Origin of the sequence: Spiroplasma endosymbiont of Polydrusus pterygomalis (assembly GCF_964030825.1) — a bacterium.
Classification (GTDB): Bacteria; Bacillota_I; Bacilli_A; order Mycoplasmatales; family VBWQ01; genus Spiroplasma_E.
Genome location: NZ_OZ034964.1, coordinates 58,875 through 82,547, shown reverse-complemented (window position 1 = coordinate 82,547; position 23,673 = coordinate 58,875). Strand labels below are relative to the sequence as shown.

General features: G+C 25.1%; 23 protein-coding genes. 4 read left to right on the top strand and 19 right to left on the bottom strand.

The window, feature by feature from the left end:
- Positions 1 to 39: 39 nt before the first annotated feature.
- From tuf to ACQH25_RS00370, 5 genes are all read right to left on the bottom strand, one after another.
- Positions 40 to 1,296, bottom strand: a complete 1,257-nt coding sequence (gene tuf, locus ACQH25_RS00390; protein WP_425381329.1) for an elongation factor Tu — start codon at positions 1,294 to 1,296, stop codon at positions 40 to 42.
- A gap of 106 nt (positions 1,297 to 1,402) precedes the next feature.
- Positions 1,403 to 3,493 carry an elongation factor G gene (gene fusA / locus ACQH25_RS00385; protein ID WP_425381828.1) on the bottom strand — a complete coding sequence of 697 codons (2,091 nt, stop codon included), beginning with the start codon at positions 3,491 to 3,493 and terminating at the stop codon, positions 1,403 to 1,405.
- Positions 3,494 to 3,521: 28 nt separating this feature from the next.
- Positions 3,522 to 3,989, bottom strand: coding sequence for a 30S ribosomal protein S7 (gene rpsG, locus ACQH25_RS00380; RefSeq protein ID WP_425381328.1), 468 nt, complete (start codon positions 3,987 to 3,989; stop codon positions 3,522 to 3,524).
- A gap of 14 nt (positions 3,990 to 4,003) precedes the next feature.
- Complete coding sequence (rpsL, locus tag ACQH25_RS00375; RefSeq protein ID WP_425381327.1) at positions 4,004 to 4,423, bottom strand: 30S ribosomal protein S12; 420 nt, start codon at positions 4,421 to 4,423, stop codon at positions 4,004 to 4,006.
- 192 nt (positions 4,424 to 4,615) lie between these two features.
- Entirely contained in the window at positions 4,616 to 5,818 is a 1,203-nt protein-coding gene (locus ACQH25_RS00370; protein WP_425381326.1) for a hypothetical protein, read from the bottom strand.
- A gap of 244 nt (positions 5,819 to 6,062) precedes the next feature.
- Between ACQH25_RS00370 and ACQH25_RS00365 the strand changes: the two genes are divergently transcribed.
- On the top strand, positions 6,063 to 6,383 hold the full coding sequence (locus ACQH25_RS00365) for an HU family DNA-binding protein (protein WP_425381325.1): 321 nt from the start codon (positions 6,063 to 6,065) through the stop codon (positions 6,381 to 6,383).
- 184 nt (positions 6,384 to 6,567) lie between these two features.
- Here ACQH25_RS00365 and ACQH25_RS00360 read toward each other — a convergent pair whose 3' ends face one another.
- Positions 6,568 to 8,175 (bottom strand): MATE family efflux transporter, encoded by a 1,608-nt coding sequence (locus tag ACQH25_RS00360; RefSeq protein ID WP_425381324.1) that lies wholly within the window; start codon positions 8,173 to 8,175, stop codon positions 6,568 to 6,570.
- 713 nt (positions 8,176 to 8,888) lie between these two features.
- On the opposite strand from ACQH25_RS00360, the gene ACQH25_RS00355 reads away from it, so the two are divergent.
- The 3 genes from ACQH25_RS00355 to ACQH25_RS00345 all read left to right on the top strand — a co-directional run bounded on the left by ACQH25_RS00355 (position 8,889) and on the right by ACQH25_RS00345 (position 13,172).
- Positions 8,889 to 10,496, top strand: coding sequence for a lipoprotein (locus ACQH25_RS00355; protein ID WP_425381323.1), 1,608 nt, complete (start codon positions 8,889 to 8,891; stop codon positions 10,494 to 10,496).
- 79 nt (positions 10,497 to 10,575) lie between these two features.
- Positions 10,576 to 12,255, top strand: coding sequence for an ABC transporter permease (locus ACQH25_RS00350; protein WP_425381322.1), 1,680 nt, complete (start codon positions 10,576 to 10,578; stop codon positions 12,253 to 12,255).
- An 11-nt stretch (positions 12,256 to 12,266) separates the two neighbouring features.
- Positions 12,267 to 13,172 carry an ATP-binding cassette domain-containing protein gene (locus ACQH25_RS00345; RefSeq protein ID WP_425381321.1) on the top strand — a complete coding sequence of 302 codons (906 nt, stop codon included), beginning with the start codon at positions 12,267 to 12,269 and terminating at the stop codon, positions 13,170 to 13,172.
- A gap of 619 nt (positions 13,173 to 13,791) precedes the next feature.
- Here the strand turns inward: ACQH25_RS00345 and ACQH25_RS00340 are convergent.
- The 13 genes from ACQH25_RS00340 to ACQH25_RS00280 form a co-directional block, all read right to left on the bottom strand.
- Positions 13,792 to 14,910, bottom strand: coding sequence for a restriction endonuclease subunit S (locus ACQH25_RS00340; RefSeq protein ID WP_425381320.1), 1,119 nt, complete (start codon positions 14,908 to 14,910; stop codon positions 13,792 to 13,794).
- Positions 14,903 to 16,456: a type I restriction-modification system subunit M gene (locus ACQH25_RS00335; RefSeq protein WP_425381319.1), complete on the bottom strand. Its 1,554-nt coding sequence runs from the start codon at positions 16,454 to 16,456 to the stop codon at positions 14,903 to 14,905. Before ACQH25_RS00335 ends, ACQH25_RS00340 begins: the two co-directional genes overlap by 8 nt.
- Positions 16,457 to 17,304: 848 nt before the next feature.
- Positions 17,305 to 17,670 (bottom strand): hypothetical protein, encoded by a 366-nt coding sequence (locus ACQH25_RS00330; protein WP_425381318.1) that lies wholly within the window; start codon positions 17,668 to 17,670, stop codon positions 17,305 to 17,307.
- A gap of 16 nt (positions 17,671 to 17,686) precedes the next feature.
- Positions 17,687 to 18,067: a hypothetical protein gene (locus tag ACQH25_RS00325; RefSeq protein WP_425381317.1), complete on the bottom strand. Its 381-nt coding sequence runs from the start codon at positions 18,065 to 18,067 to the stop codon at positions 17,687 to 17,689.
- A gap of 169 nt (positions 18,068 to 18,236) precedes the next feature.
- Complete coding sequence (gene rplA / locus ACQH25_RS00320; RefSeq protein WP_425381827.1) at positions 18,237 to 18,917, bottom strand: 50S ribosomal protein L1; 681 nt, start codon at positions 18,915 to 18,917, stop codon at positions 18,237 to 18,239.
- Position 18,918: 1 nt separating this feature from the next.
- Entirely contained in the window at positions 18,919 to 19,365 is a 447-nt protein-coding gene (rplK, locus tag ACQH25_RS00315) for a 50S ribosomal protein L11 (protein ID WP_425381316.1), read from the bottom strand.
- A gap of 351 nt (positions 19,366 to 19,716) precedes the next feature.
- Positions 19,717 to 20,331: a transcription termination/antitermination protein NusG gene (nusG, locus tag ACQH25_RS00310; protein ID WP_425381315.1), complete on the bottom strand. Its 615-nt coding sequence runs from the start codon at positions 20,329 to 20,331 to the stop codon at positions 19,717 to 19,719.
- 18 nt (positions 20,332 to 20,349) lie between these two features.
- Positions 20,350 to 20,781, bottom strand: coding sequence for a preprotein translocase subunit SecE (gene secE, locus ACQH25_RS00305; protein ID WP_425381314.1), 432 nt, complete (start codon positions 20,779 to 20,781; stop codon positions 20,350 to 20,352).
- A gap of 12 nt (positions 20,782 to 20,793) precedes the next feature.
- On the bottom strand, positions 20,794 to 20,943 hold the full coding sequence (rpmG, locus tag ACQH25_RS00300; protein WP_425381313.1) for a 50S ribosomal protein L33: 150 nt from the start codon (positions 20,941 to 20,943) through the stop codon (positions 20,794 to 20,796).
- Positions 20,944 to 21,155: 212 nt separating this feature from the next.
- Positions 21,156 to 21,308, bottom strand: coding sequence for a hypothetical protein (locus ACQH25_RS00295; protein ID WP_425381312.1), 153 nt, complete (start codon positions 21,306 to 21,308; stop codon positions 21,156 to 21,158).
- Between the two features lie 144 nt (positions 21,309 to 21,452).
- Entirely contained in the window at positions 21,453 to 21,857 is a 405-nt protein-coding gene (locus ACQH25_RS00290) for a hypothetical protein (protein ID WP_425381311.1), read from the bottom strand.
- A gap of 73 nt (positions 21,858 to 21,930) precedes the next feature.
- Positions 21,931 to 22,257 carry a hypothetical protein gene (locus tag ACQH25_RS00285; RefSeq protein WP_425381310.1) on the bottom strand — a complete coding sequence of 109 codons (327 nt, stop codon included), beginning with the start codon at positions 22,255 to 22,257 and terminating at the stop codon, positions 21,931 to 21,933.
- A 286-nt stretch (positions 22,258 to 22,543) separates the two neighbouring features.
- On the bottom strand, positions 22,544 to 23,665 hold the full coding sequence (locus ACQH25_RS00280; RefSeq protein ID WP_425381309.1) for a hypothetical protein: 1,122 nt from the start codon (positions 23,663 to 23,665) through the stop codon (positions 22,544 to 22,546).
- Positions 23,666 to 23,673 lie beyond the last annotated feature (8 nt).

The window sequence follows — 23,673 nt, the reverse complement described above, 5'->3', positions numbered from 1 at the left end:
CTTTATTCTAAAAAGAATAAAGATTTTTGTTTTAATTGATTATTCAATAACTTCAGTAACTTGTCCAGCTCCAACCGTTCTTCCACCTTCACGGATTGAAAATTGAGTACCTTTCTCAAGAGCAACAGGGTGAATTAATTCAACGGTAATAGTAACATTATCACCAGGCATAATTAATTCTGATTTTTCGCCTTTATTTTTAAAATCCCCCATACTTCCGGTAACATCAGTTGTACGGAAATAAAATTGTGGTCGATATCCTGGATTAAATGAAGTATGACGTCCACCTTCTTCTTTAGTTAGAATATAAACTTCACCTTTAAACTTAGTATGTGGAGTAACTGATCCTGGTTTAGCAATAACTTGTCCACGTTGAATATCTTCACGTTTAACTCCACGTAATAATACTCCAACATTATCACCAGCTTGTGCTTCATCTAATAATTTTCTGAACATTTCAATACCAGTAACAATAACTTTTTTAAGACCTTTGTTAATACCAACAATATCAATTTCATCATTAACTTTTAAAGTTCCTCGTTCAATTCTACCAGTGGCAACTGTTCCACGTCCAGTAATAGTGAAAACATCTTCAACAGCTAATAATACTGGTTTATCAACTTCTCTTTTTGGTGTTGGAATTCATTGATCCATTGCTGTTAATAATTCTTTAATTTTTTCTTCTCATTCTTTTTTACCATCTAGTGCTCCTCTTGCCGAACCACGAATAATTGGTGTATCATCACCTTCAAATTCATATTTATTTAATAATTCACGAATTTCCATTTCAACAAGTTCTAAGACATCATCATCGACACTGTCCATATCACATTTATTTAAAAACACAACAATTTTCTTAACTCCAACTTGACGTGCCAATAAAATATGTTCACGTGTTTGCGGCATTGGACCATCAGTTGCTGAAACAACTAAGACTGAACCATCCATTTGTGCTGCTCCTGTAATCATATTTTTAATATAGTCAGCATGACCCGGACAGTCAACGTGTGCATAGTGACGGCTTGGTGTTTCATACTCAACGTGAGCTGTATTAATAGTTATTCCACGTGCTTTTTCTTCGGGAGCAGCATCGATAGAAGCATAGTCTTTAAACATACCCTTATATCCATCTGCTTCATGTTTTGAACAATAACTAGTTATTGCAGCAGTTAGTGTTGTTTTTCCATGATCAACGTGACCAATCGTTCCAACATTAACGTGCGGTTTTGTACGTTCAAATTTTTGTTTTGGGCCTGTTACTGCAGGCTTTGATTTTTTTACTTCTTTTTCTGCCATTTTTGTTTCCTCCTTGAAAATAATTAATACTTATTTTTTATTTAATTAAAAATTAAACACTAAAATAATTTTAAATTAAAGTTACTATACTTGCAATTAAATTATTCTATTTTTTAGTAATTCTTCCTTTTTGATATTTACCAGCAACTGCTTCAACAACTGATTTTGGTGCTTCTTCATAGTGTGAAAAAGACATTATGTATGTTCCACGTCCTTGTGTCATCGAACGTAATTCAGTTGCATAACCAAACATTTCAGATATTGGAACTTTAGCTTTAACAACCTTACTATTACCACGCATTTCATCTGCTTCAATAGTTCCTCTTTTTCCAGAAATTTTACCAATAATTGAACCATAATATTCATCTGGGATAATAACTTCAACATTCATAATTGGTTCTAACAATACTGGTTTTAATAATTCCTTATTATCTTGTAAAGATTTAGAAGCAGCAATATTAAAGGCACGTTCTGATGAATCAACAGGGTGGAATGAACCATCATATAATGTTGCTTTAACATCAATAACTGGATAGCCAGCAATTAAACCATTAGCTAGTGATTCAATTAATCCTTCTTGAACTGGCTTAATATATTCACGTGGTACTCTACCACCAACAATTTTATCAACAAACTCAAACCCTTTATCTGGATTTGGTTCAAATTTAATAATAACATGACCATATTGTCCACGACCACCTGATTGATGAATATACTTACCTTCAGCACGCTCACAAACTGCTTTAATGGTTTCGCGATAAGCAACTTGTGGATTTCCAACATTAGTCGCAACGTTAAACTCACGCTTTAAACGATCAGTTAAGATGTCTAAGTGTAATTCTCCCATTCCTGAAATAATTGTTTGTCCTGTTTCTTTATTTGATGAAACACGGAATGTTGGATCTTCTTCGGCAAGTTTTTGCAAACCTAAACTCATTTTTTCTTGATCAGCTTTTGTTTTAGGTTCCAGTGCTAATGAAATAACTGGCTCTGGAAATACCATTTTTTCCAAAATAATTTCATGTTTTTCATCACATAATGTATCACCAGTAGTTGTGTCTTTTAACCCAACAATAGCAGCAATATCACCAGCATAAACTTTTTTAATTTCAGCACGGCTATTAGCATGCATTTGTAAAATTCGACCAACACGTTCTTTCTGATCTTTAGTTGAATTTAGTACATAACTACCAGATTCTAATGTTCCTGAATATACTCTAAAAAAAGTTAATCTTCCAACAAAAGGGTCAGTCATGATTTTAAATGCCAACGCTGAGAAAGGTTCATCATCACTAGCATGACGTTCTGCTTCTGTTTCATCAGATAATACTCCTTTAATTGCCGGTACATCTAATGGTGAAGGTAGATAATCAATAACTGCATCCAACATTAATTTAACACCTTTATTTTTAAAAGCACTACCACACAATACTGGAAAAAAATGAGCGGCTATTGTTGCTTTACGAATTACGTTTTTAATTTCAACAACTGTTAATGTTTCTTGACCAGCATATTTCATAAAGAAATCATCATCAAAATGAGAAAGTGCTTCAAATAATTCTTCACGTCTCATTATAACTTCATCGTTAAGCTCTTCTGGAATTGGAATTTCTCGATAATCTTCATTTGGTTTACCATCAAAATGGTATGCTTTCATTTCGATAATATCAATAATTCCATCAAAAGCATCTTCAGCACCAATTGGTCATTGAATGGCATGAGCATTAGCACCCAAACGATCTTTTAACGTTTCAATTGAATAGGAAAAGTCGGCACCAATTTTATCCATTTTATTTGCAAAAACAATTCTTGGCACATTGTATCTAGTTGCTTGATTTCAAACCGTTTCTGTCTGTGGTTCAACCCCAGTTTGTGCATCTAACACTGCAACTGCTCCATCTAAAACTCTTAATGAACGTTCAACTTCAACAGTAAAGTCAACGTGACCTGGAGTATCAATAATATTTATTCGGTGATTTTTTCAAACAGCAGTTGTTGCTGCTGAAGTAATAGTAATACCACGTGCTTTTTCTTGTTCCATTCAATCCATCGTGGCAGCACCTTCATGTACTTCACCAATCTTATGAATTTTACCAGTATGATACAAAACTCTTTCTGTTGTTGTGGTTTTACCAGCATCAATATGAGCCATAATTCCAATATTTCTAGTATTTGCTAGTGAATATTGTCGACCTAATTTTTCTGCCATTTTCTATTCTCCTTTATTATCATTTATAATGAGCAAAGGCTTTATTAGCTTCAGCCATACGATGAATTTCATCACGTTTTTTAATTGATGAACCATTACCAGCAGCAGCATCCATAATTTCGGCTGCAAGTTTATCTTGCATACTATTACCATATCTTGCTTGAGCATAAGACACTAATCAACGAATTGCTAAAGTTATCTTACGATTAGCACTAACTTCAATCGGAACTTGATAGTTGGCACCACCAATTCTTCGGGTTTTAATTTCTAATTGTGGTGTAATATTAGCAATTGCTTTTTCAAATACTTCTAAAGAAGGTTGTTGAGTTTTTTCACCAACCATTTTAAAAGCATTATAAACAATTTTTTGCGCGATACTTTTTTTACCATTGGTCATAATGGCATTAATTAATTGAGTAACAATTTTTGAATTATAAATTGGATCAGCAATTAATTCCCTTTTAATAGCTTGGTTTTTACGCATTGATTTTTACCTCCTTATTTCTTATCTTTTGGTCTTTTAGTTCCATATTTAGAACGACCTTGTTTACGGTTTTCTACTCCAGCAGTATCAGCATATCCACGAATGACATGATATCTAACCCCTGGTAAATCTTTAACTCTCCCACCACGAATTCCGACAATAGCATGTTCTTGCAAATTATGACCTTCTCCAGAAATATAAGCTGTAACTTCCATACCATTAGTTGAACGAATACGAACAATCTTTCTTAAAGCTGAGTTAGGTTTTTTTGGTGTTCTTGTAGTAACTACAAGTGCTACACCTTTTTTTTGTGGACTGCTAATTGAAGAAGTTGTTTTTGTTAATGAGTTGTATCAAACATTTAACGCTGGTGATTTAGATTTATATTTTTTATCTGTACGTCCTTTACGTAATAGTTGATTCATTGTTGGCATTAATTGTTAGCCTCCTTTTTTAATTTTAAAGAATTAATTATATACACAATTCCTAGTGTGTCAAAATTTAGTCCAATAAGTATAATACCAGTTTTTAATAGTAATAGTCAAATAAATTTAAAAAAAATTAAAAAAATAGCATAATTTAAATTATGCTATTTTTATTATCAGAAAATATTATTTTTTCATTAATTATTTAGTTGTTACACCAGTTAAATTAACTGCAATAGCAACACCTTTTGCTTCACCAAAAGTAACGTTAATATCAACTTTATTATCTCCTGCAGTTAAAACTGTATCACCATTAACAATGGTAAAGTCTGCTGCTGCAACTTTATCTGCATCAGTAACTTGTTTTATTGCTGCTGTAATAAGATCTTTAGCATCACTTTGTTTTTGTGAAGTATTTAATGAACTACCATCAACACCTTCTTCTAAAGCTGTTTTAATATCATTAATAACTTCAACATCTGTCTTTTTATGCGCTGTTACACCAGTTAAATTAACTGCAATAGCAACATCTTTTGCTTCACCAAAAGTAACGTTAATATCAACTTTATTATCTCCTGCAGTTAAAACTGTATCACCATTAACAATGGTAAAGTCTGCTGCTGCAACTTTATCTGCATCAGTAACTTGTTTTATTGCTGCTGTAATAAGATCTTTAGCATCACTTTGTTTTTGTGAAGTATTTAATGAACTACCATCAACACCTTCTTCTAAAGCTGTTTTAATATCATTAATAACTTCAACATCTGTCTTTTTATGCGCTGTTACACCAGTTAAATTAACTGCAATAGCAACATCTTTTGCTTCACCAAAAGTAACTTTAATATCAACTTTATTATCTCCTGCAGTTAAAACTGTATCACCATTAACAATGGTAAAGTCTGCTGCTGCAACTTTATCTGCATCAGTAACTTGTTTTATTGCTGCTGTAATAAGATCTTTAGCATCACTTTGTTTTTGTGAAGTATTTAATGAACTACCATCAACACCTTCTTCTAAAGCTGTTTTAATATCATTAGTAACATCAACATCTGTCTTTTTATGTATTAATGTAAATGTTACCGTAATTTCATTACCATTATAAATGGTACCATCTGGTGTAACTGTTGCACTAGTAATTGACGCTGATCCTTCAGGAATGACAGCTTTAACGATAATTCCCTTTAAATTAATATCTTTATTTTCTGGTACTGCTTTAATAGCATTTTTAAGTTCTTGTTCAGTTGGTTTTGTAACATTAGTAACTTTGATTTCACCTAATTTTTTATTTTTCAACACCGTATCTAAATTAACTGCTGCTTGTTCACCACAAGCAACAGCTGAAGTGGCAACTCCTGATGTTAAAGCTAATGAGCCAATAAGTCTCAATAAATTTCTCATTTGCATAATATAAGTACCTCCAAAATAGTTATTTAATTATTTCTAAGATTTTAACATACAATAAATTAAATGTAAAGATTATTTTATTTTCACTTCAGAATTAAAACCCTAATTTTATGTTTTAAATTACTATCTTTTTATTTTCATTAAATAAGGTTTTAAAAAAAAATGTTATATAATAATAAATATCATTTAAGGCATGTTTTATAGCATAACTTATGGTAAGTGGTTAAGAAAGGTTGAAGATTTTATGCAAAAAACTCATATAGCAGAAATTGTACAAAAAGAATTACAGATATCAGATAAAGAATACAAGGAAGCATTAGAAGTAATGTTAGAAAAAATTGGTGCTGCTTTAATTAATGGTGAAAAAGTAACATTACGTAACTTTGGCACTTTTATTGTTAAATGCCATGAAGCACGAAAAGGAGTAAATCCACAAACTGGAAACACAATGCCGATTCCAAAAAAATGAGTAGTCAAATTTAATTCTTGCAAAGCATTAAAAAAAGCAGTTGATGAAGGAGGACGTGCTAGAAGTAATAAAGCAAACCGTGATAAAAAAAAATAAAATAAACTTATAAATATAAAAACTAAAAGTTAATTACTTAGGAATGAGAATATCATTTAACTGATAAACTTATTCCTTTTAATTTGTAAATTTAATATTTTACATAACATTAAACAATTAAAATCTAATATCTATATTTAAAAAAGAATAGTTTATAAAAAAACTATTCTTTTTAATAAATATTTTATACATTATGAGTTACATTTTTGTCTGTTAAATTATGATTAATTTCTTTTTCTTTTTTCTTACTTGCATGAATAAATGGTTTAGCTTTTCAAAAGGTATAACCTAATAATGGTAATAATATAACAGCAGCAAATAAATCAATAAAACCAAGAAACAAGTAAAAATAAAAACCATTATGAGTAACATTGGCAACATAATACCCTAAACTTAAACAAATAATTGGTATGATAATTGTTCGTTGTAAACTAGCAAATAAAGACAATTTGCCACGATTAATTGATTGATAAAAAATAACAGCAACATAATGTAGTGTGGCTAATGGATAAAAAGCAAACTGCATAATAATATAAATTTTAAAAAATGTTGCCATTTCTAAATCGACACCAAAGGCATGCATCATATATTGGCCAGCAATTACTACTATCAATACTGAAACAATTAGTAATAATAAAAGTAATAATGTTAAACGTCACATTAATTCTCAAACACGACCAAAATCTTTTGAACCATATACATAACCAATTAATGCTCTAGCACCTTGTGTAATACCAATAATAGGCGCATTAATTAATATTAATCACGGCATAATGCCACCATATAATTGGACATAAACGGGAATACCACTGTCACCACCATGATAATTTGGAGGTGTTAATGTATTTAAAATTTTAGTAGTAACCATTGCTAAAATACTTTGCGCAATATTTTGTAACAACGATGTTGCTCCAATTAATAAAATACCTGTAACTATTACTCATTTAAGTTTTAAATCTCCTATTTTAAATCTTAAATTATCAACACTATATCAAATAATTGCTATTGAAAATAAATTAATGCTTACTCAAGCAATAATTGTAGCATAAGCAGTACCTTCCATTCCTAACTTACCAGGAATAACAAAAATAAAATCTAACGATATATTTACTAAACATGCAGCAACATTAATTAAAATTGTTCATAACATCATTCCTTCACTACGTAACAACGAAACTAAAAAATAAGCAAAAAAAAGTAATGGTGTGGCAATAATTAAAATTTGAGAAAATCTAACTGCTTCTTTAATTATAATTTTTCTAATTTCTGGATCACTTCCAGCATCACTTCCTGCTTGAAATTCAATAATACTTTGACAACTAAAATACATAATAATCATCAGAATAATAGAAACCAGAAAAGATAATAAAAAACCATTTCCTAAATACTGAGACATTTGATGACGCTTATTTTGACCATATGCAATTGAATATTTAATTCCTGTTCCTGTTGCCACCATTAACGCAAAAGCAACCATCATTGAAGATGGAACAGCTGCATAAGTAGTAGCAATATTAATAATTTTTAATGCTTGTTGCAAACTAATTATTATCCCTGAACTTTGACTATAACGATCAATAATGCTTTGTCCCCCTCATTGGGTAGCAATTCATTTATCAAAAATTTGATAAGTAGAAAAAATAATTACTGCAATTAAAGGTGGAGTAACCATAATAAAAATAGCTTTTCATGGTTTTGCTGTACTAAAAATAGCTTGTCGTTTTAACATATTAATTGAATTTCTTTGCGCTTTTTTATTTAATCTAACTTCAACAGAGTTTTCTTTTTCCATAAAACACCCTTTCTAATAAAATTAACATTAATTTTTTTATTATAATTAATATTATGTTTTATAAAATTTGATAACTAAAATTTCTATCTTTTGCACAAAGAAAAATACTAAGTGTATTTTAAACAAAAAAAGAAAATTAAAATATAAACTTTTTATAAAAAATATAATTATATTATAACCCATTAGTAAATAATATTTTAAAATAATTATTATATTTTTATATAGTCAAAGTAATTATTTATTTTTCAATTGGCAAATTGGCAAAGCAATTGGTATTCAAATTATCTTTCATTTTATTTTTTGTATGATAATCAAAAATAATATATACTGTACTGTTTCAATTTTTTTATAATGGTAATTTTTCACCGTAAATTATTTCAAGCAAAACAATTATTAATGCAACTATAAGAAATAAATTAGAAAATAGATAAAAATGTTTATTTTACAAAAAAAGAACACAATAAAATAAAAAAATATATTTTAACTGAACAGCAAAAGAAAAACAAATAGTTAAATTACTAAAAATAAATAAATTTAATCAAAAATAAAAATCAATATCACAAGAAAAGTTTAATGATATGTTAAATGATATTAATAAGAATGAAAATATGTGTGAACTAATTCTACTTATTAAAGTAAAAACGAATATATCAAGAAATTATTGCAGAATAATATAAAGTTAAATTATACAAAATTTAAGGAGGTATAAAGATATGAAGAAAATACTTACTATGCTAGGAGCAATAACTTTAATTGGCACAGCAAGTACAAATGTTATTGCTTGTGGTGGTGGTCAAGAACCAATAAATCCAACAAATAATGATGGAAATAATATACAAGAATTATTAATTAAAGCACAAGATAAAATTAAAGAAGGATTCGGAGATTTAATAAATTCAAATAAAAATTTATTTTTTGAAAATGAATTTGTATCAGGCAATGATTTTTATAAGCTTTTAAAAGGGCTTCCTTCTTCAACAGATGAAAAAATTGATGATGCTAATTTTACTAATGCTTTTACTAAAAGAATACAAAGCATGATTGATACTAATATCACTAATAAATTAATACTTGATGATAATTTAAGATTATTATTTAATGGAATATCAAACAATGATGTATTAAAGATTTCTGTTAATAACACCAATTTTAAAAAAATTCCTTTTAAATGAAAAAGCGAAGATAAGGTTGATTTTGGCATTAGAAATTATAGTCCAAATAAATTAAAAATAAGATTTTGATATTCTATTAAAATAAATTTAAATTTATTATTATCATATAAAGATGATAATAATAAATTGCAAAATAAGGGTTTAAATCAAGAATATATTATCTATTTTGCCAACACAGGTGCTAATATAAAGTCAGTAATTCAAGCAGCTTCATTAGAAATTAATAATAAAATAAAAAATTATCTTGTGGATATTGATATAATTACAAATGATGAAAATATAATTAAGCAAGCAAATGCTAACTTACGTAATATGTTAAATAATAAAAATATTTTTATTAATAAAAGTATTTTTTTGGAAGATAATAATGTAAGAATGAAAGAACACGTATATAAAGAAGCAAATCATTTTTATAATGCATTTAATAATTCAAGTATTGATTCAATAAACTATTTAAAAGATTATTTTAAGATAATAGTTGAAGATTTTAATGAAAATTTAGATAAATGAATTGATTCAAATTTAAATAGCACAACAAAATCAGAAATTACAAGCAAAAAATCAAAGATTAAAAGTTTTGGAAAAATTTCATTAACTGATTGAACTATTTCAGGTTTAACCTTAGAAAGAATTAACTTTAATTTTATTACAATTCGTAAAAATCAGACAAGAGAACAATGAGCAGAGAAAGTAGCAACAGCATTAGGAAAAACTTTTTCTTTAGATGGTTTTATTAAAACACCATTTAATATTATTAACAATGAAAAAAATTTAATTATGTATATGGATAGAAAAGACTTTGACTCATATTTTTTTGACAATAAAAATTTAATGGATATTAATAGTTATTTTAGTAACAAAATTAAAGAAAAAGCAGTAACAGAAAACGCAATTGATAGTAATACAAAATTTCAAATACAATTAAATGGTTGCGGAAATGAATATGCAACTTTGCAAAATTCTGAATTTGTTAAAAGAATAGATAATTCTACACTAGAAGTAACTAAAAACCCTCAAGATTATTTTTCTTACATACACATTAGTATTGATGGATTTAATTTTATTTTTGGTAGTAAAAAATATGAAAATAACTATATAACATTTAATAAATGAATAATTAAAAGAGCAGATAGTAATATTTGAAATTAAAATCATCTTTTTAATTTTTAAATAGCAATAATATAATAAATTATAGGTTTAATAATAAAATTAAAAAGAAGGACTATTTATGAAAAATAAAAATAAATCTTGAATTAAGCTTTTTCAATTAATTTTATTTAAAATTAATCATTCTTTTATCACAATTTTTTTATTAATATTTTCATTAACATTTTCATTAATAACTTCTTTAATTTTATTTTCTTTAAATTTAGCAAATGATATCTTTTTCGTTGACTTTCAATATTATTTTATAATTTTTTATAACATTCTTTTATTTATTTTTGTTGTAATGAATGCGATAAAAATATTTGGTATTCAAATTGAAGATAGTTCTTTTTTACTTTTAATTACAAAACCATATTCAAGAAAAAATATTATTCTAACACAATATATTGCTCTTTTTTTTACTAATTTTATCTTTATTTTATTTAATTTTCTAATTTTATTAATAATAGCTGGTACTCTTGGTTTCATGTTTAATGAGCAATATTTAATTTTTCATGTTATTACTATTCTTAAATTTTTTGTTTTTTGTTTTTTATTTAGTATCTTATTAACGATTGGTGTTGTCGTATTATCAGTTTTTATACGTTCACAAACTGTTTTTTTAATTTTTATTATTTTTTGTAGTTTATTTTTATTAGGTGGTTTACCTTATTCATTTAATAAAATAAAAACTGATAACATTATTTTAAGTTTTAAAAATAATGAATCATATAGTGTAAGGCAAATTAAAAATTCAATTTTGTTTAAGGAAAATTTAAAAAACAATTTAATTAAATACCATAATTTAACAAAGACTATTTTTAATTTCTATTCTGGATTAACTTCTTTCGAATTAAAGAACATTAATTCAGAAAATGTTATTAATAAAAGAATTAATTTTTTTAGAAGTTTAGGACTTATTTACCAAGACTCCGTAGTCAAAAAATTTGAGGGCAAAGTTGCAGCATGAAGACCAGTAGAATATATAAATAAAACTATTATATTACAAATTACTTTTAATAGTTATTTTAAAGATTTAGACTTTTTAAAACTAAACTTAAATGGTAATAAAATTTTTCAAGATTTATTGAATTTAATAAATGATTATAATCTTGAATGTAATAACATTAATACATTTATGTTAAATCAAAAAACTAAAGCAACAACTTTAGTAACTTCTGATAATGATATTAATAAAACCTTTATTGCTATTAAAGGAGAAGATAATACTACAAAAGCAATTACTGATGATGAAATTAAAAATATATTTTTATCAAATTATGAATATCAATTTGATTTTCGAAATCAATTTAACAAAATTTTCTATAACCCGATATATTATGTTATTAGAACAGTTGAAGATTATATTTATGAACAAGTTCGCATTGATAATAATATCATTAATAATGATATTATTATCAATAATAACTATAAAAAATACATTGACTCTGTTAATACATATCAAATTTTAAATTATATCAACATAATTGAACATTGAAATCAAATATGAACCTATTTTATGGGATATTATGGTGATTTTTGATTCGAAATTTATCCTTTATCTAATATTGATTTTGACACACAAAAAAATGCTTTATTTAGTTACCATGATTTTAAACTAACTTTTATTAAAAGTAAAATAAATATTGAAAAAATTCAATATTTTCAAAATATTTCAATAATTATTTATGGTTATATTATTATTTCAGTTATTTTATTTTATATATCTTATGTAACATTTTTGAAGAAAAAAATTAGTTAGGAATGGCAGAAATGGATAATAATATTATGATTAATGTGCAAGATTATAGTATTAAATTAAAAAATTTTAATATTAACAATATTAGTTTTAAAGTTTATAAAGGAACTATTCACGCATTAGTTGGCCAATCTGGGAGTGGTAAATCTGTTTTATTAAGATCAATTATTGGTGCAATATCCGCCAATAATTATAATGGTATGATTACTATTAATAATTATAAAGCTGGCAGTGCAAAAGCAAAAAGCAGTTTAGGATTTTCTTTAAACTTAGAAAATTTTCCTCACGATTTAACAGCTTTTATTTTTTTAAAAATATTAGGACGAGCAACAATCATTAGTGATGAAATTTTAAATCAAAATATAAAAAAGTATTTAATAATATTTAATTTATGAAAACATCGTAATAAAAAATTAAATTCTTTTTCTTCAGGAATGAAAAATCGTATTATGATAATTCATGCATTAATTAATAATCCAGATCTAATAATTTTAGATGAGCCAGGAGCTAATTTAGATTCAGAATCACGTAAACAATTTAATACTATTTTAAAAGATTTAAAATCACAAGGAAAAACTATTCTTTTAACTACTCATATGATTAATGAAGTTAAAGATATCATCGATAATTTTACTATTATGGAATTAGGAAAATTACTTTATGATGGTTCAATAAAAACTTTTGATATTAATAAGGTTTGAGTTTTAATTACTAGTAATATTTTAATTACTATAAAACTATTAAAAGAATATAATTATAGATTTAAGTTTTATGAGCAAAATAATGAACTTTTAGTTATTTTAGAAAATAAAGAAGTTATTAATAATCTTAATTTTATATTATTTAATAATAAAATTTTTATTCAAACTCTTTATAAAAAAGAAGTAGATTTATCATATATAAAATTATTTTTGAATTAATAAATAGTTTTAAAACCTGTTTAGAATCTTTATCAAATCTAATTACTTCATATATTTTAAATAATGTATGAACTTTTTATCAATTCGTTTTTAGAAGTTAATAATTAAAATTAACATTGTTTATTACTCTTTTTAATATTGTTAGTAATACTAATTTTAACATAAATAGTACTATCAACTTACTTTTGCTCATCAATTGCTATCACCCTCATATTTAAAATGATTGATAATAAAATTAGTAAAAATAACAATTATTGATAATTAATATTAATAAATTATTTAATTAAGTGCTACTTGTTTTTCCTTTATCGCAAATATTTTAAATTTGAATAACTTTATATATTGTTTTAAAAGAAAAGTACAAAACAATATGAGAAACATTAACATAAAAAAGTAACGATGGCATAAATTATTCGGTTGATAATATCTTATCCTAATAAATATTTATCTATTAAAATAGAATCTCTAAGAAAAAAACAAGATTATCTTTTTTAATTAACTAAATCATATCATAAAATTAAAAACGGTTGCTATTAAAAAATACTTGTTTAGATTACATTATTTTGTTAAATTATGTAAAACTTTTATTTGTATGTAAAAATCAGATAGAAACCATAAATTAAATAAACATATTATTTAAGTAATATTGTTTTTGTTTTGCTAATAAACTTAATTGTTCTTTAACTAATTCAATTTTCCTATCAATGATACTAAAAAATTGTCCAATTAAATTTTGCTCCTTGTAATTAAGTGAAGTAAAAATCTCAATATTTTCAATTATAAAAGATGTTAAACTTGGAACACCAGTTGATTCATTATATTTTTTTCAATTAATTGTTTGAAATAAGTAATATATAAAACGAGGATATGCATTCGATTTTATTATCGAATAAAATAATGTATCGACTGTTCAAAATGGTGAATCCATAAATTGTGGCTTATCAATTGTACCCTTTCTTCCAATAAGAACAGATTCATATTGATATATAGGAGTATTTGTTTTTCCTATAATACCACCAGTACCTAAAATAGGATATTTTCCATTATCTATTTCAATTTTACTTTGATTTTTACCATGCTTAATTTTTAATATTTCTCCTATTTTTTTACTTTCTCATTCATCATTAAATCCTTTAAATCTAATTTTGGGATAACCTTTTTCATTAGCAAACATATTATTTAAGTAATATTGTTTTTGTTTTGCTAATAAACTTAACTGTTCTTTAACTAATTCAATTTTTTTATCAATAATAGTAAAAAATTGTGCCACTTTTGTTTGTTCATTTTTTGATTTTGAATTATAAAAATTAATATTTCCCATAATATTATTCATTAACTTTGGATTTCCATTTTTATTTACATGTTTTTTTGCTTCTAAATTAATTGAAATAGCAAATGAATAATTATTATAATGATCTTTTTTACCAATCAAAACTCCGCAAACATTAGATGCATAAAATTTTTCATTCACAAATCTAATAGTACCAGCATTAGCACCGTCAGTTGTTCAAATAATTTTATTTTTTTCAAAAAGATAACTATTAGTTCAACCCATTATTCCATTATTTGATGTTTGAGATGAATATACAAGAAAAAAATTAGCTTCTTTATTTTTAGAAAGTATTTCTTTACTTATAACGCATCCTCTTTTTAATTTATAAATTTCATTAATTTTATATTTTTTTCATTCATCATTAAATCCTTTAAATCTAATTTTTGGCACCAGAAATTTATTCATTATTAATCACCAACGCTTTTACCAGTAACTTAAATTCTTCATTTAATTTTTGCGTTGCTTGTTCATTAGTAATTAATTTCTCTTCTAATTCTTCAATATTAATGATTTCTTTTTCTGCTGTATTATCAATATAACGAGCAATATTTAAGTTATAATCATTTGCTTTAATTATTTCGATCGCAACTAAATTAGAAAATTTAGCAATAGTTTTTCTGTTATTAAAAACATTAATAATTTTAATAATATTTTCATCAGTTAAAGTATTTTTATTTCTTTGCTTGGCAAATTCTTTCGAAGCATCAATAAACAAAATGGCATTATCACTTTTCCATTTTTTCATTACAATAATACAAGTTGGAATTGATGTCCCATAAAACATATTAGCTGGTAAACTAATAATAGTATCAATTCAATTTTTGGCAATCATATATTTTCTAATAATTAATTCAGCATTACCTCTAAACAAAATTCCATGTGGAATAACAACGGCCATGACACCATTAGCTGCTAATTTATAAATCATATTTTGAATAAAAGCAAAATCAGCTTTTGTTTTTGGTGCTAATTTGCCATAAGCACTAAATCTTTCATCGCTTAAAAATTTTTGATTTGCCGATCAATGAGAACTATATGGTGGATTGGCAACAATTATTTCAAATTCTTGTCCTTTAAAACCATCATCTTCTAATGTATCACCATGATAAATATCAAATTTATTATACTTTAAACCATGTAACATCATATTCATTCTTGCGATATTATATGAATTGGTTTTTAATTTTTGGCCATATAAATGACCAATTTTTAATTCTTTATATACTCTTAATAGTAATGAACCCGAACCACATGTTGGATCATAAACCGTTTTAATTTCCGTTTTTCCTTGACTAACTAATTTAGCTAATAATTTAGAAACAGGTTGTGGTGTATAAAATTCACCTGCTGCTTTTACTGATTCAGAAGCAAATTTACTAATTAAATATTCATAGGCATCACCTAAAATATCAATTTCTGCGTCGTTAATTTCAAAATTAATTTCATTAATTTTTAACATTACTTTAGCAATGATGTTACTTTTCTCGGTTTCTGTTTTTCCCAATTTACTAGAATCTAAATCAACAGAATCAAATAAATTTTCAAATTCTTTTGCTGATGCATGACCAACTGTTGATTCAATTAATTTATTAAACGCTTTTCTTAAGATGAAGATATCAAATTTTCCACTATTAATTTTTTTAATTATTGCTTGTCATAAATATTCTGGTTCAATATAATATCCAGCACTATCATTATCATATAAAACTCCTAAAAAATCATTGCGATATTTTTCATTAGTTAAAGCAGTATAATAATCAATCCCTTCCATTGTTAAATCTTTTGCTATTATCGATTGGACATTATCTGATAAATAACGATAAAATATTAATCCTAAGATATACTCTTTATATTCGGATGGTTCCATTGTTCCCCGTAGCGTATTAGAAATATCTCATAATTTAGAAAATAGTTGTTGTTGTTGGACATTTTGTTTTTCATGTGTTGTCATAATATCTTTTCCTAACTTTCAAACTCACTAATTAAAGCAATGATATTTAATGCTAACTAGTTTTACCTTGTTAGTAATTTTACTGATAAATATTTAATTATTTTTACGATATAATTATATAATAAAAAACTAAATTTTTAGCAAGGCAATAATATTTTAATAAAACTTTAATATCTTAAAATTGTTAGCGAAAAATAGAGAAATCCCATGTAGTATTTAATTTAATTGGTTGTTTTTACTGTTATTTTCTTAAACTAAGCAAGGTTAACGATAATTTTAACCTAATTAAAAAAGATAGAATTTTATATCTATCTTTTTCTTAGTTTTTGGAAAATTATCCATCAACCGAATATTTTATGCGCTCAAAAGTAACACCATAAAATAAAAAATTAATAGTTTTACTATCATCAATATCAAATATAAATAAAAATAACACTTGTAAAATTGCTAATATATCTTAATAAATTAATGGAAAATAAAAAATCATTCAACAACTAGTAATGGTAATAAAGAAAAACTAAAGACTGCATAACTTAGTTTATTTTTCATTTTTTGTCAATTTATTCAACATTGATAATTAAGATTAACTAAAAAACTAATAACCCAAGCATTAATTGAAAACCACCTTCTCGAAATGATATCTTGATTAAAGTCATTATATTAACTAATTTTACTAATAAATTTGCAAATAAATAGTAAATGCTAAAGTTATTATTACTAAAATAATAGTAGTAACTTTTATCAAAGCAAAATGATTACTAATAATTTTCATTAGAATCCCAAGGCCTTTTTCTAATGAATAATATTAAATGTTACTATAAATAAAATTATTAAAAAGCTTTTATATATTAAATTCTTGACTTTCATCATCCTCTAACTAATAAAATAGTAGCAAGAATAAAAGATATTGGTGTAATAATCACTAAAAAAACAATAGCAAAATAAACTTGCAAAAAGGGATGAGAAACATCAGCATTTTTAGCAGCATTGATATCAAATTGATTTCAATTAACAAACAAATTAGTGATACCATAATGTTTTAAACTTCAAAAACCATTACCAAAAAAATTGTTATAATTATCATTAAAACTAGCGGTTGCTAATAATACTAAACTAATGATTATTAAAAGTACTACTAAAATGTACAAAAATAATCCTAGTTTTTGTTTTCAATCTCAAGATGTAACTTTTTTATATTTTATATTTTTATCCATACTTAACACTTACTAATTAAGAATATAATCAGCGTTTAAAATAACCAAATATTAAAGATAAAACACTAACTCCAAAGAATATAGCCGTTAAAATTACTGTAAATATAATTCCAATTAATACTTGAGCAAAAGGATAAGATAACAACTTAGCACTATAAGCATCTAACACCATTTGATTATAAGCAGCTTTATTTAAAAAAGCATTAAATCCTCATACATTAATAGCATGAAAACCATTACCTGCATATTGTGAGGTATTACCAAGTGAGTCTTTAAAATTAGCTGTTGCGATTAAAATTAGTCCTAAGACTAAGCAAAAAATACTAATTACCAGTGATGCAAAACCAATTTTTATTCCTCAATTTTGTTTCTTAAAATTATTTATAAGATTTTTCATTAAGGTTTCTCCTTTACTCTTCATTATTGTTTTACCAAAATGGTATGCCAATTGGTACTAACACAATAAGTAAATTATAGCGTAAAATATTTTAAATTAATAATAAATTAGTGAATAAAAATAGAAAAAATCACTAGTAAAAATTACTGATGATTTTTAAATATTTTTATTATTCTTCAATTAGTACTTTAATGCCAGGACCCATAGCTGTAGTAATACTTATATTTTTAATATAAGTACCTTTAACTGCTGCTGGTTTAACTTTTCTCAAAGTATTAAGGATTGTAAGATAATTATCTTTTAAGTTTTCTTGTGTAAATGAGACTTTACCAAGAATAACATGAATATTACCTTGTTTATCAACGCGATATTCAACTTTCCCCTTACGGATATCAGCTATTGCTTTTTGAACATCGATTGTTACCGTTCCTAGTTTTGCTGTCGGCATTAATCCTTTTGGTCCTAAAATTCTACCAATTTTTCCCAATTCTCCCATCATTTCCGGTGTTGCAATGATTACATCAAAATTAAATCAACCTTTTTGAATTTTTTCAATCATTTCTTTACCGCCAACAAAGTCAGCTTGGCTTTCCATTGCTTCTTTTTGTTTTGTCGTAGTTATTACTAAAACACGTTGTGTTTTACCAGTTCCTGCTGGTAAAATAATAGAGCCACGTAACATTTGATCAGCATGTCTTGGGTCAAGATTTAAACGAAATGCTGCTTCAACTGTTGCATCAAATTTTAATGATGAAGTTTGTTTAGCTAATTCTAAAGCACGATCAATTGAATAAACCTTAGTGTTGTCAATTAATTTTGCAACTGCAAGATATCTTTTACTTCTTTTCATATTAAATACCTTGCTTTCCATTTTCAACAGTAATACCCATATTTTTAGCTGTTCCTGCAATAATTTTAATTGCATCTTCCAAAGAATAAGCATTCAAATCAGGTAATTTAATTTGGGCAATTTCTGTAATTTGAGTAATAGTAAGTGTTCCTACTTTTGTTAATTTAGCATTTGGTGAACCTTTTGCAAGCTTCAATGCTCTTTTTAAAAGAAATGTTGTTGGTGGAGTTTTTATCTTAAAATCAAAAGTTTTATCTTTATATGCTGTAATAAAAACTGGAATTGGAACTGGATTAACATCATCTTTTTGGTCTTTAGTTTTATCGTTAAATTCTCTACAAAAACGTGGCATATCAATACCAAATGATGCTAAACTAGCACCTGGCTTGGCACTACCAGCGGGTAATTGAATAATACCTTCACGATTAATATTTTTTTTATCTGCCATGAGCAACTCCTTCTAAATGGATTCTCACTGTGGTCCAAACGAATAAATCTTCCACAAGTTTAAACATAAATAAAGTCTATTTATCTAGATAAATAGTACTTACAAATAATAACATTATTACTATTAGTAGTCAATTATAATTTAATGATATTTAAATATTATTCATGATTTTATAAAACTTATTAGTTTGATTTAATTACGTTAATCAAATAAGAAATATTAATAATAAATAAATATTTTATTGATTTAGTTTTTAAAAATTAAATTGAGTTTATTAATTTTTTTAATAAACTCAATTGTTAAAAATACAAACTTTTTATAAGTAACTAATTATTTATATAACTTAGTTACTTAAACTTTAATTTTTTTACAACTATCATATTCTACTTTAATTTCAGTTTGACGACCAAACATATCAACAGAAACTGTTGCTACACCCTTATCCTCATCTAACTTAACAACTTGTCCCTCTCTGTTTTGCAAAGCACCAGAGGTAATATGAACAAAATCATTTAATTCAAAATCACGAATAATTTTTTTTGTTTCTTTAACTTTAGATTGTAATTGATTTTTAACATTACGATATAACATTTCATTAACTTCTTTAGTAGACAATGGAGTTGGGGGCACACCTTTACCACTAGATCCAATAAATCCATTAATACCTGCTGTATTACGAATATCATATCAAGTGTCTTCAGTTAAAATCATATGAATAAAAATATAACCTGGAAAAATATTTTTTTCAACTATTTTTTTATCTTTATCTGTTATTGTTTCTTTAACAACCCTAACTTGAAAAATATTATCTTTCAAATTTAATTTTTTCTCAATTTTATTTCTTAAATCGGCAGCCACTTTATCTTCATGACCTTTATTGCAATTAACAATATATCATTGTGCTTGTTCAATTCGATGTTTATGTGTTTCTTCTACTGGCATCGTTTTAAGGGTTTCTTTTTTCATTTTTTTGGCATCTCCATTTTACATTATTTTTAATAAAGGTAATACAAGTAACAACAACTGCTCAATTCCATAAAAGAATAATGCTAACACAGCAATAAATATCACTGTTGTAATAAATTTATTATTTAATTGTTTTCTTGGTGTTCAACGAGTTCTTCTAATTTCTCTTGATAAATACAAGAAAAAATATTTACGATAAGTTCTTGCTTCTTTTTTATAATAAAAACGTTCTTCAGAACTACGATCGCGGCGTTCTTTTTCCCAAATTTCACTAATATTAACTTTTTTATTTTTATCCGCTGTTCGTGGGTTAAAAATTACTTTTCCATCAATATTTTTTTTTGTTTTTAATGGTTTAATTCTACGCAAAATATTAAATTTACTTTTTAAAAGAGCCAGTTTTTCGGGATTAATTTTTGGTTTCTCTTTTGTTTTATCTTCGGTACTCATGAAAAATATCTCCTAACGTGATTCTTTATGTAAAGTATGTTTTTGACAATGTTCACAATATTTTTTTAATTCCATACGTTCTTTATACTTAATTTTATTTTTGTATGTATGATAATTGCGATTTAAGCAAACACTACAAATTAAAATTATTTTTTCGCTCATTAAATTCACCTAGAAAACTTAACCATTTTTAATTATATTATTATTTAAAATAAGTGTCAATTTTAAAATATTTTTTTATTTTAAAAATAAAGTTAAATTTTAAATCTTTCTTTAAATTTTTGCATTTCTAAAATAATTGTACAAGAAAAATTAAAATAATAAATAAAAATAATGTTTTTTTAAAAAAAACATTATGATAAAATAAGAATTTTTTAAATACTACTATTTGATGATATTAATGATTGTGAATCACCAATAATAATTTCTGAGATACCATTATTAGTATTTTCAACAAATTCTGGTGCAAAATCATAATCAGGTATTTTTAGTTTTAATTGTTCTTGATTATTATCAAATTCCACCATTACTATTTCTACTTTTTTATCTTCAGGAGTATAATTATCTATTCACTCTTTAAACTTTGTTAACGTTGATCGTCAATCTTTTATTTCTCCAAGTTTAAAAAAAGTAGCAACTGCATTATTTGAATGCTTTAATTCAAATTGATTTTAATCATTATTTTCTAAAAACTTATATATTTCACCTAGATCCTTATTACTTAAAATACCTTTATATAAAGGAAAGAATTTTGAAATATGTTCTTCTCTTTTATTAAAAATTTTAATAATAATTTTTTCTTCACAATTATTAATACCATTAGTTTTTCTTATTATTGTAGGTAAATAGATATCACTAATATCAATAATTGCTGAAATTAACATTAAACTACCTCCCTTAAAATTACTGTCTTTAAAATTAAAACCTGCCGTTGTAAAAGTAGTAAGTGATTTTAAATATTCAATAATTTTTGTCACTTTTTGTACCTTATACAGATCAAAAGCCGATAAACCACTAACTAATTTAACTAATCCGTTTGTAGCAAAAAGTACTTTACTTAAAGCAATAGTAATCATTTCTGGAGTTAATTCATTACTGATAATATTTTCTGTAAGTTGATCAGCAACAATTTGATAATTTATTCCCCTATTAAGGGGGAAAGGTAGGTAAATTTCCTTCAGTAGTTGTGGCTGGACTTATAGTGGTACTACCACTAGTCTCATTTAAATTATATGCTTGTCAAATAATTCAAGCACCAAATGTTGCATATAAAATATCAGTTACTCCACTTTTAATTAATTGATAACGTTTTTCAACACTATTGTTTCTAGTAGCAGATTTAAGTCCTGCTGCCACTAATAATACGTTTGCAGTAATATTAGTTCAATTTTGTGCAACTAATGCTCCAGCTCTAATTGGACCATGTAGATTTTTTATTGCCCATTGTACCTCTTGTCAAGTTTCTTCTTTTTTCATTTTTTTAATTCCTTTCATAATTAAAATAAGTAAATCAAATTTTTAGTTTTATTGATAAATTAGTAATTTTTTTAAAATGCTTAACTAATTACTTTAATATATTACTAATTGTTCATTTATTAATATTTATTGAAAAAGATGGTCCCACATCAAAACATCTAGATATCGAAGTACTTTTAATTTGCTGATATATAATATTTTCATCATGTCAAATAAATATGTAAATAACTAATCCTTGCGATTTATGGCCAGGAGGAGGTTGTTTTATTACCTTTCATATTGGTAATTAATTATCTTTAACTTCAATTTTTTTTGTACTAAAATTTAGCTTATCACTTTTAACAATTGTTGTATTCCCCATAACAGTATAAATAATATTATCGCTAACACCAGCAAAAATTATTGGATATAAAAAAATAAAATTAGTTCAAGAATCAGTATAATCACTTCATTTTAAAAGTGAAGTTATTTTTGAATCATATTCGATAAATCGCGCTCCATCTTTTGGAAAATTATAAGAAAATATTAAATTATTAATAGTATCCAAATCACTAATATCATATTGATAGTATCCAACACTAATAATATTATGGTCATCTAACAAATATCTAATACTTATATTTTTACTATCATTTTTTATAGGATAACCATTAATAATAGCTTCTAAATTTTTACTATCAATTATATTATTTAAAATATTTTCAAAAATTTTATCATTAATATTTTTACTATTTTTTAGACTACTTTTACTAATAAACTGTTTAACAAAATCTAAACAAATTGTTCTACTATTTTTTGCATGTGATTTAGCAATATAATATATTGCTAATGTTTCGCTTAAATCATTATAATTAGTAATTTTATCAACAATTCCCTCTGTACCTTCTAAAGGTACATGAAGATTAGCACCACCAAATTGAATAAATGTCAACTTTTTATCAGATTTTTTATGTGATTTATAAACTGTTGTTGATATTTTGCTTAAATTTTGTTTTTGAAAAATTTGTAAGTCATTAGTACTTGTTAATTGCTGTTCATTATAATTAATAATAGCAATTTCTTTATTAAATTCATCAACAATCTCCTTGCTAATATCATCAGGATTATAACTTAATTTATTATTAGTAATATTAATATATTTTGCATAAGGTTTTAATTTTGAATTATTAATAATATTTTTAATATCAAAAAGATGATATGTTCCATTGTTATCTTGACTACTAAGAATAGTACCATTACTTAAACTACCATATGTAGTATTAGTAACTATTGAATCAATTTTATTTTTTTTATTTTGTTGCAGATTACTAATAATTGTTAAATTATTAATACTACTTGTAACAGCAATAATATTACTTATTGCTAATATTAAACCAAACAACAACCATAAATATTTATTTTTTAACATTTTGTTTT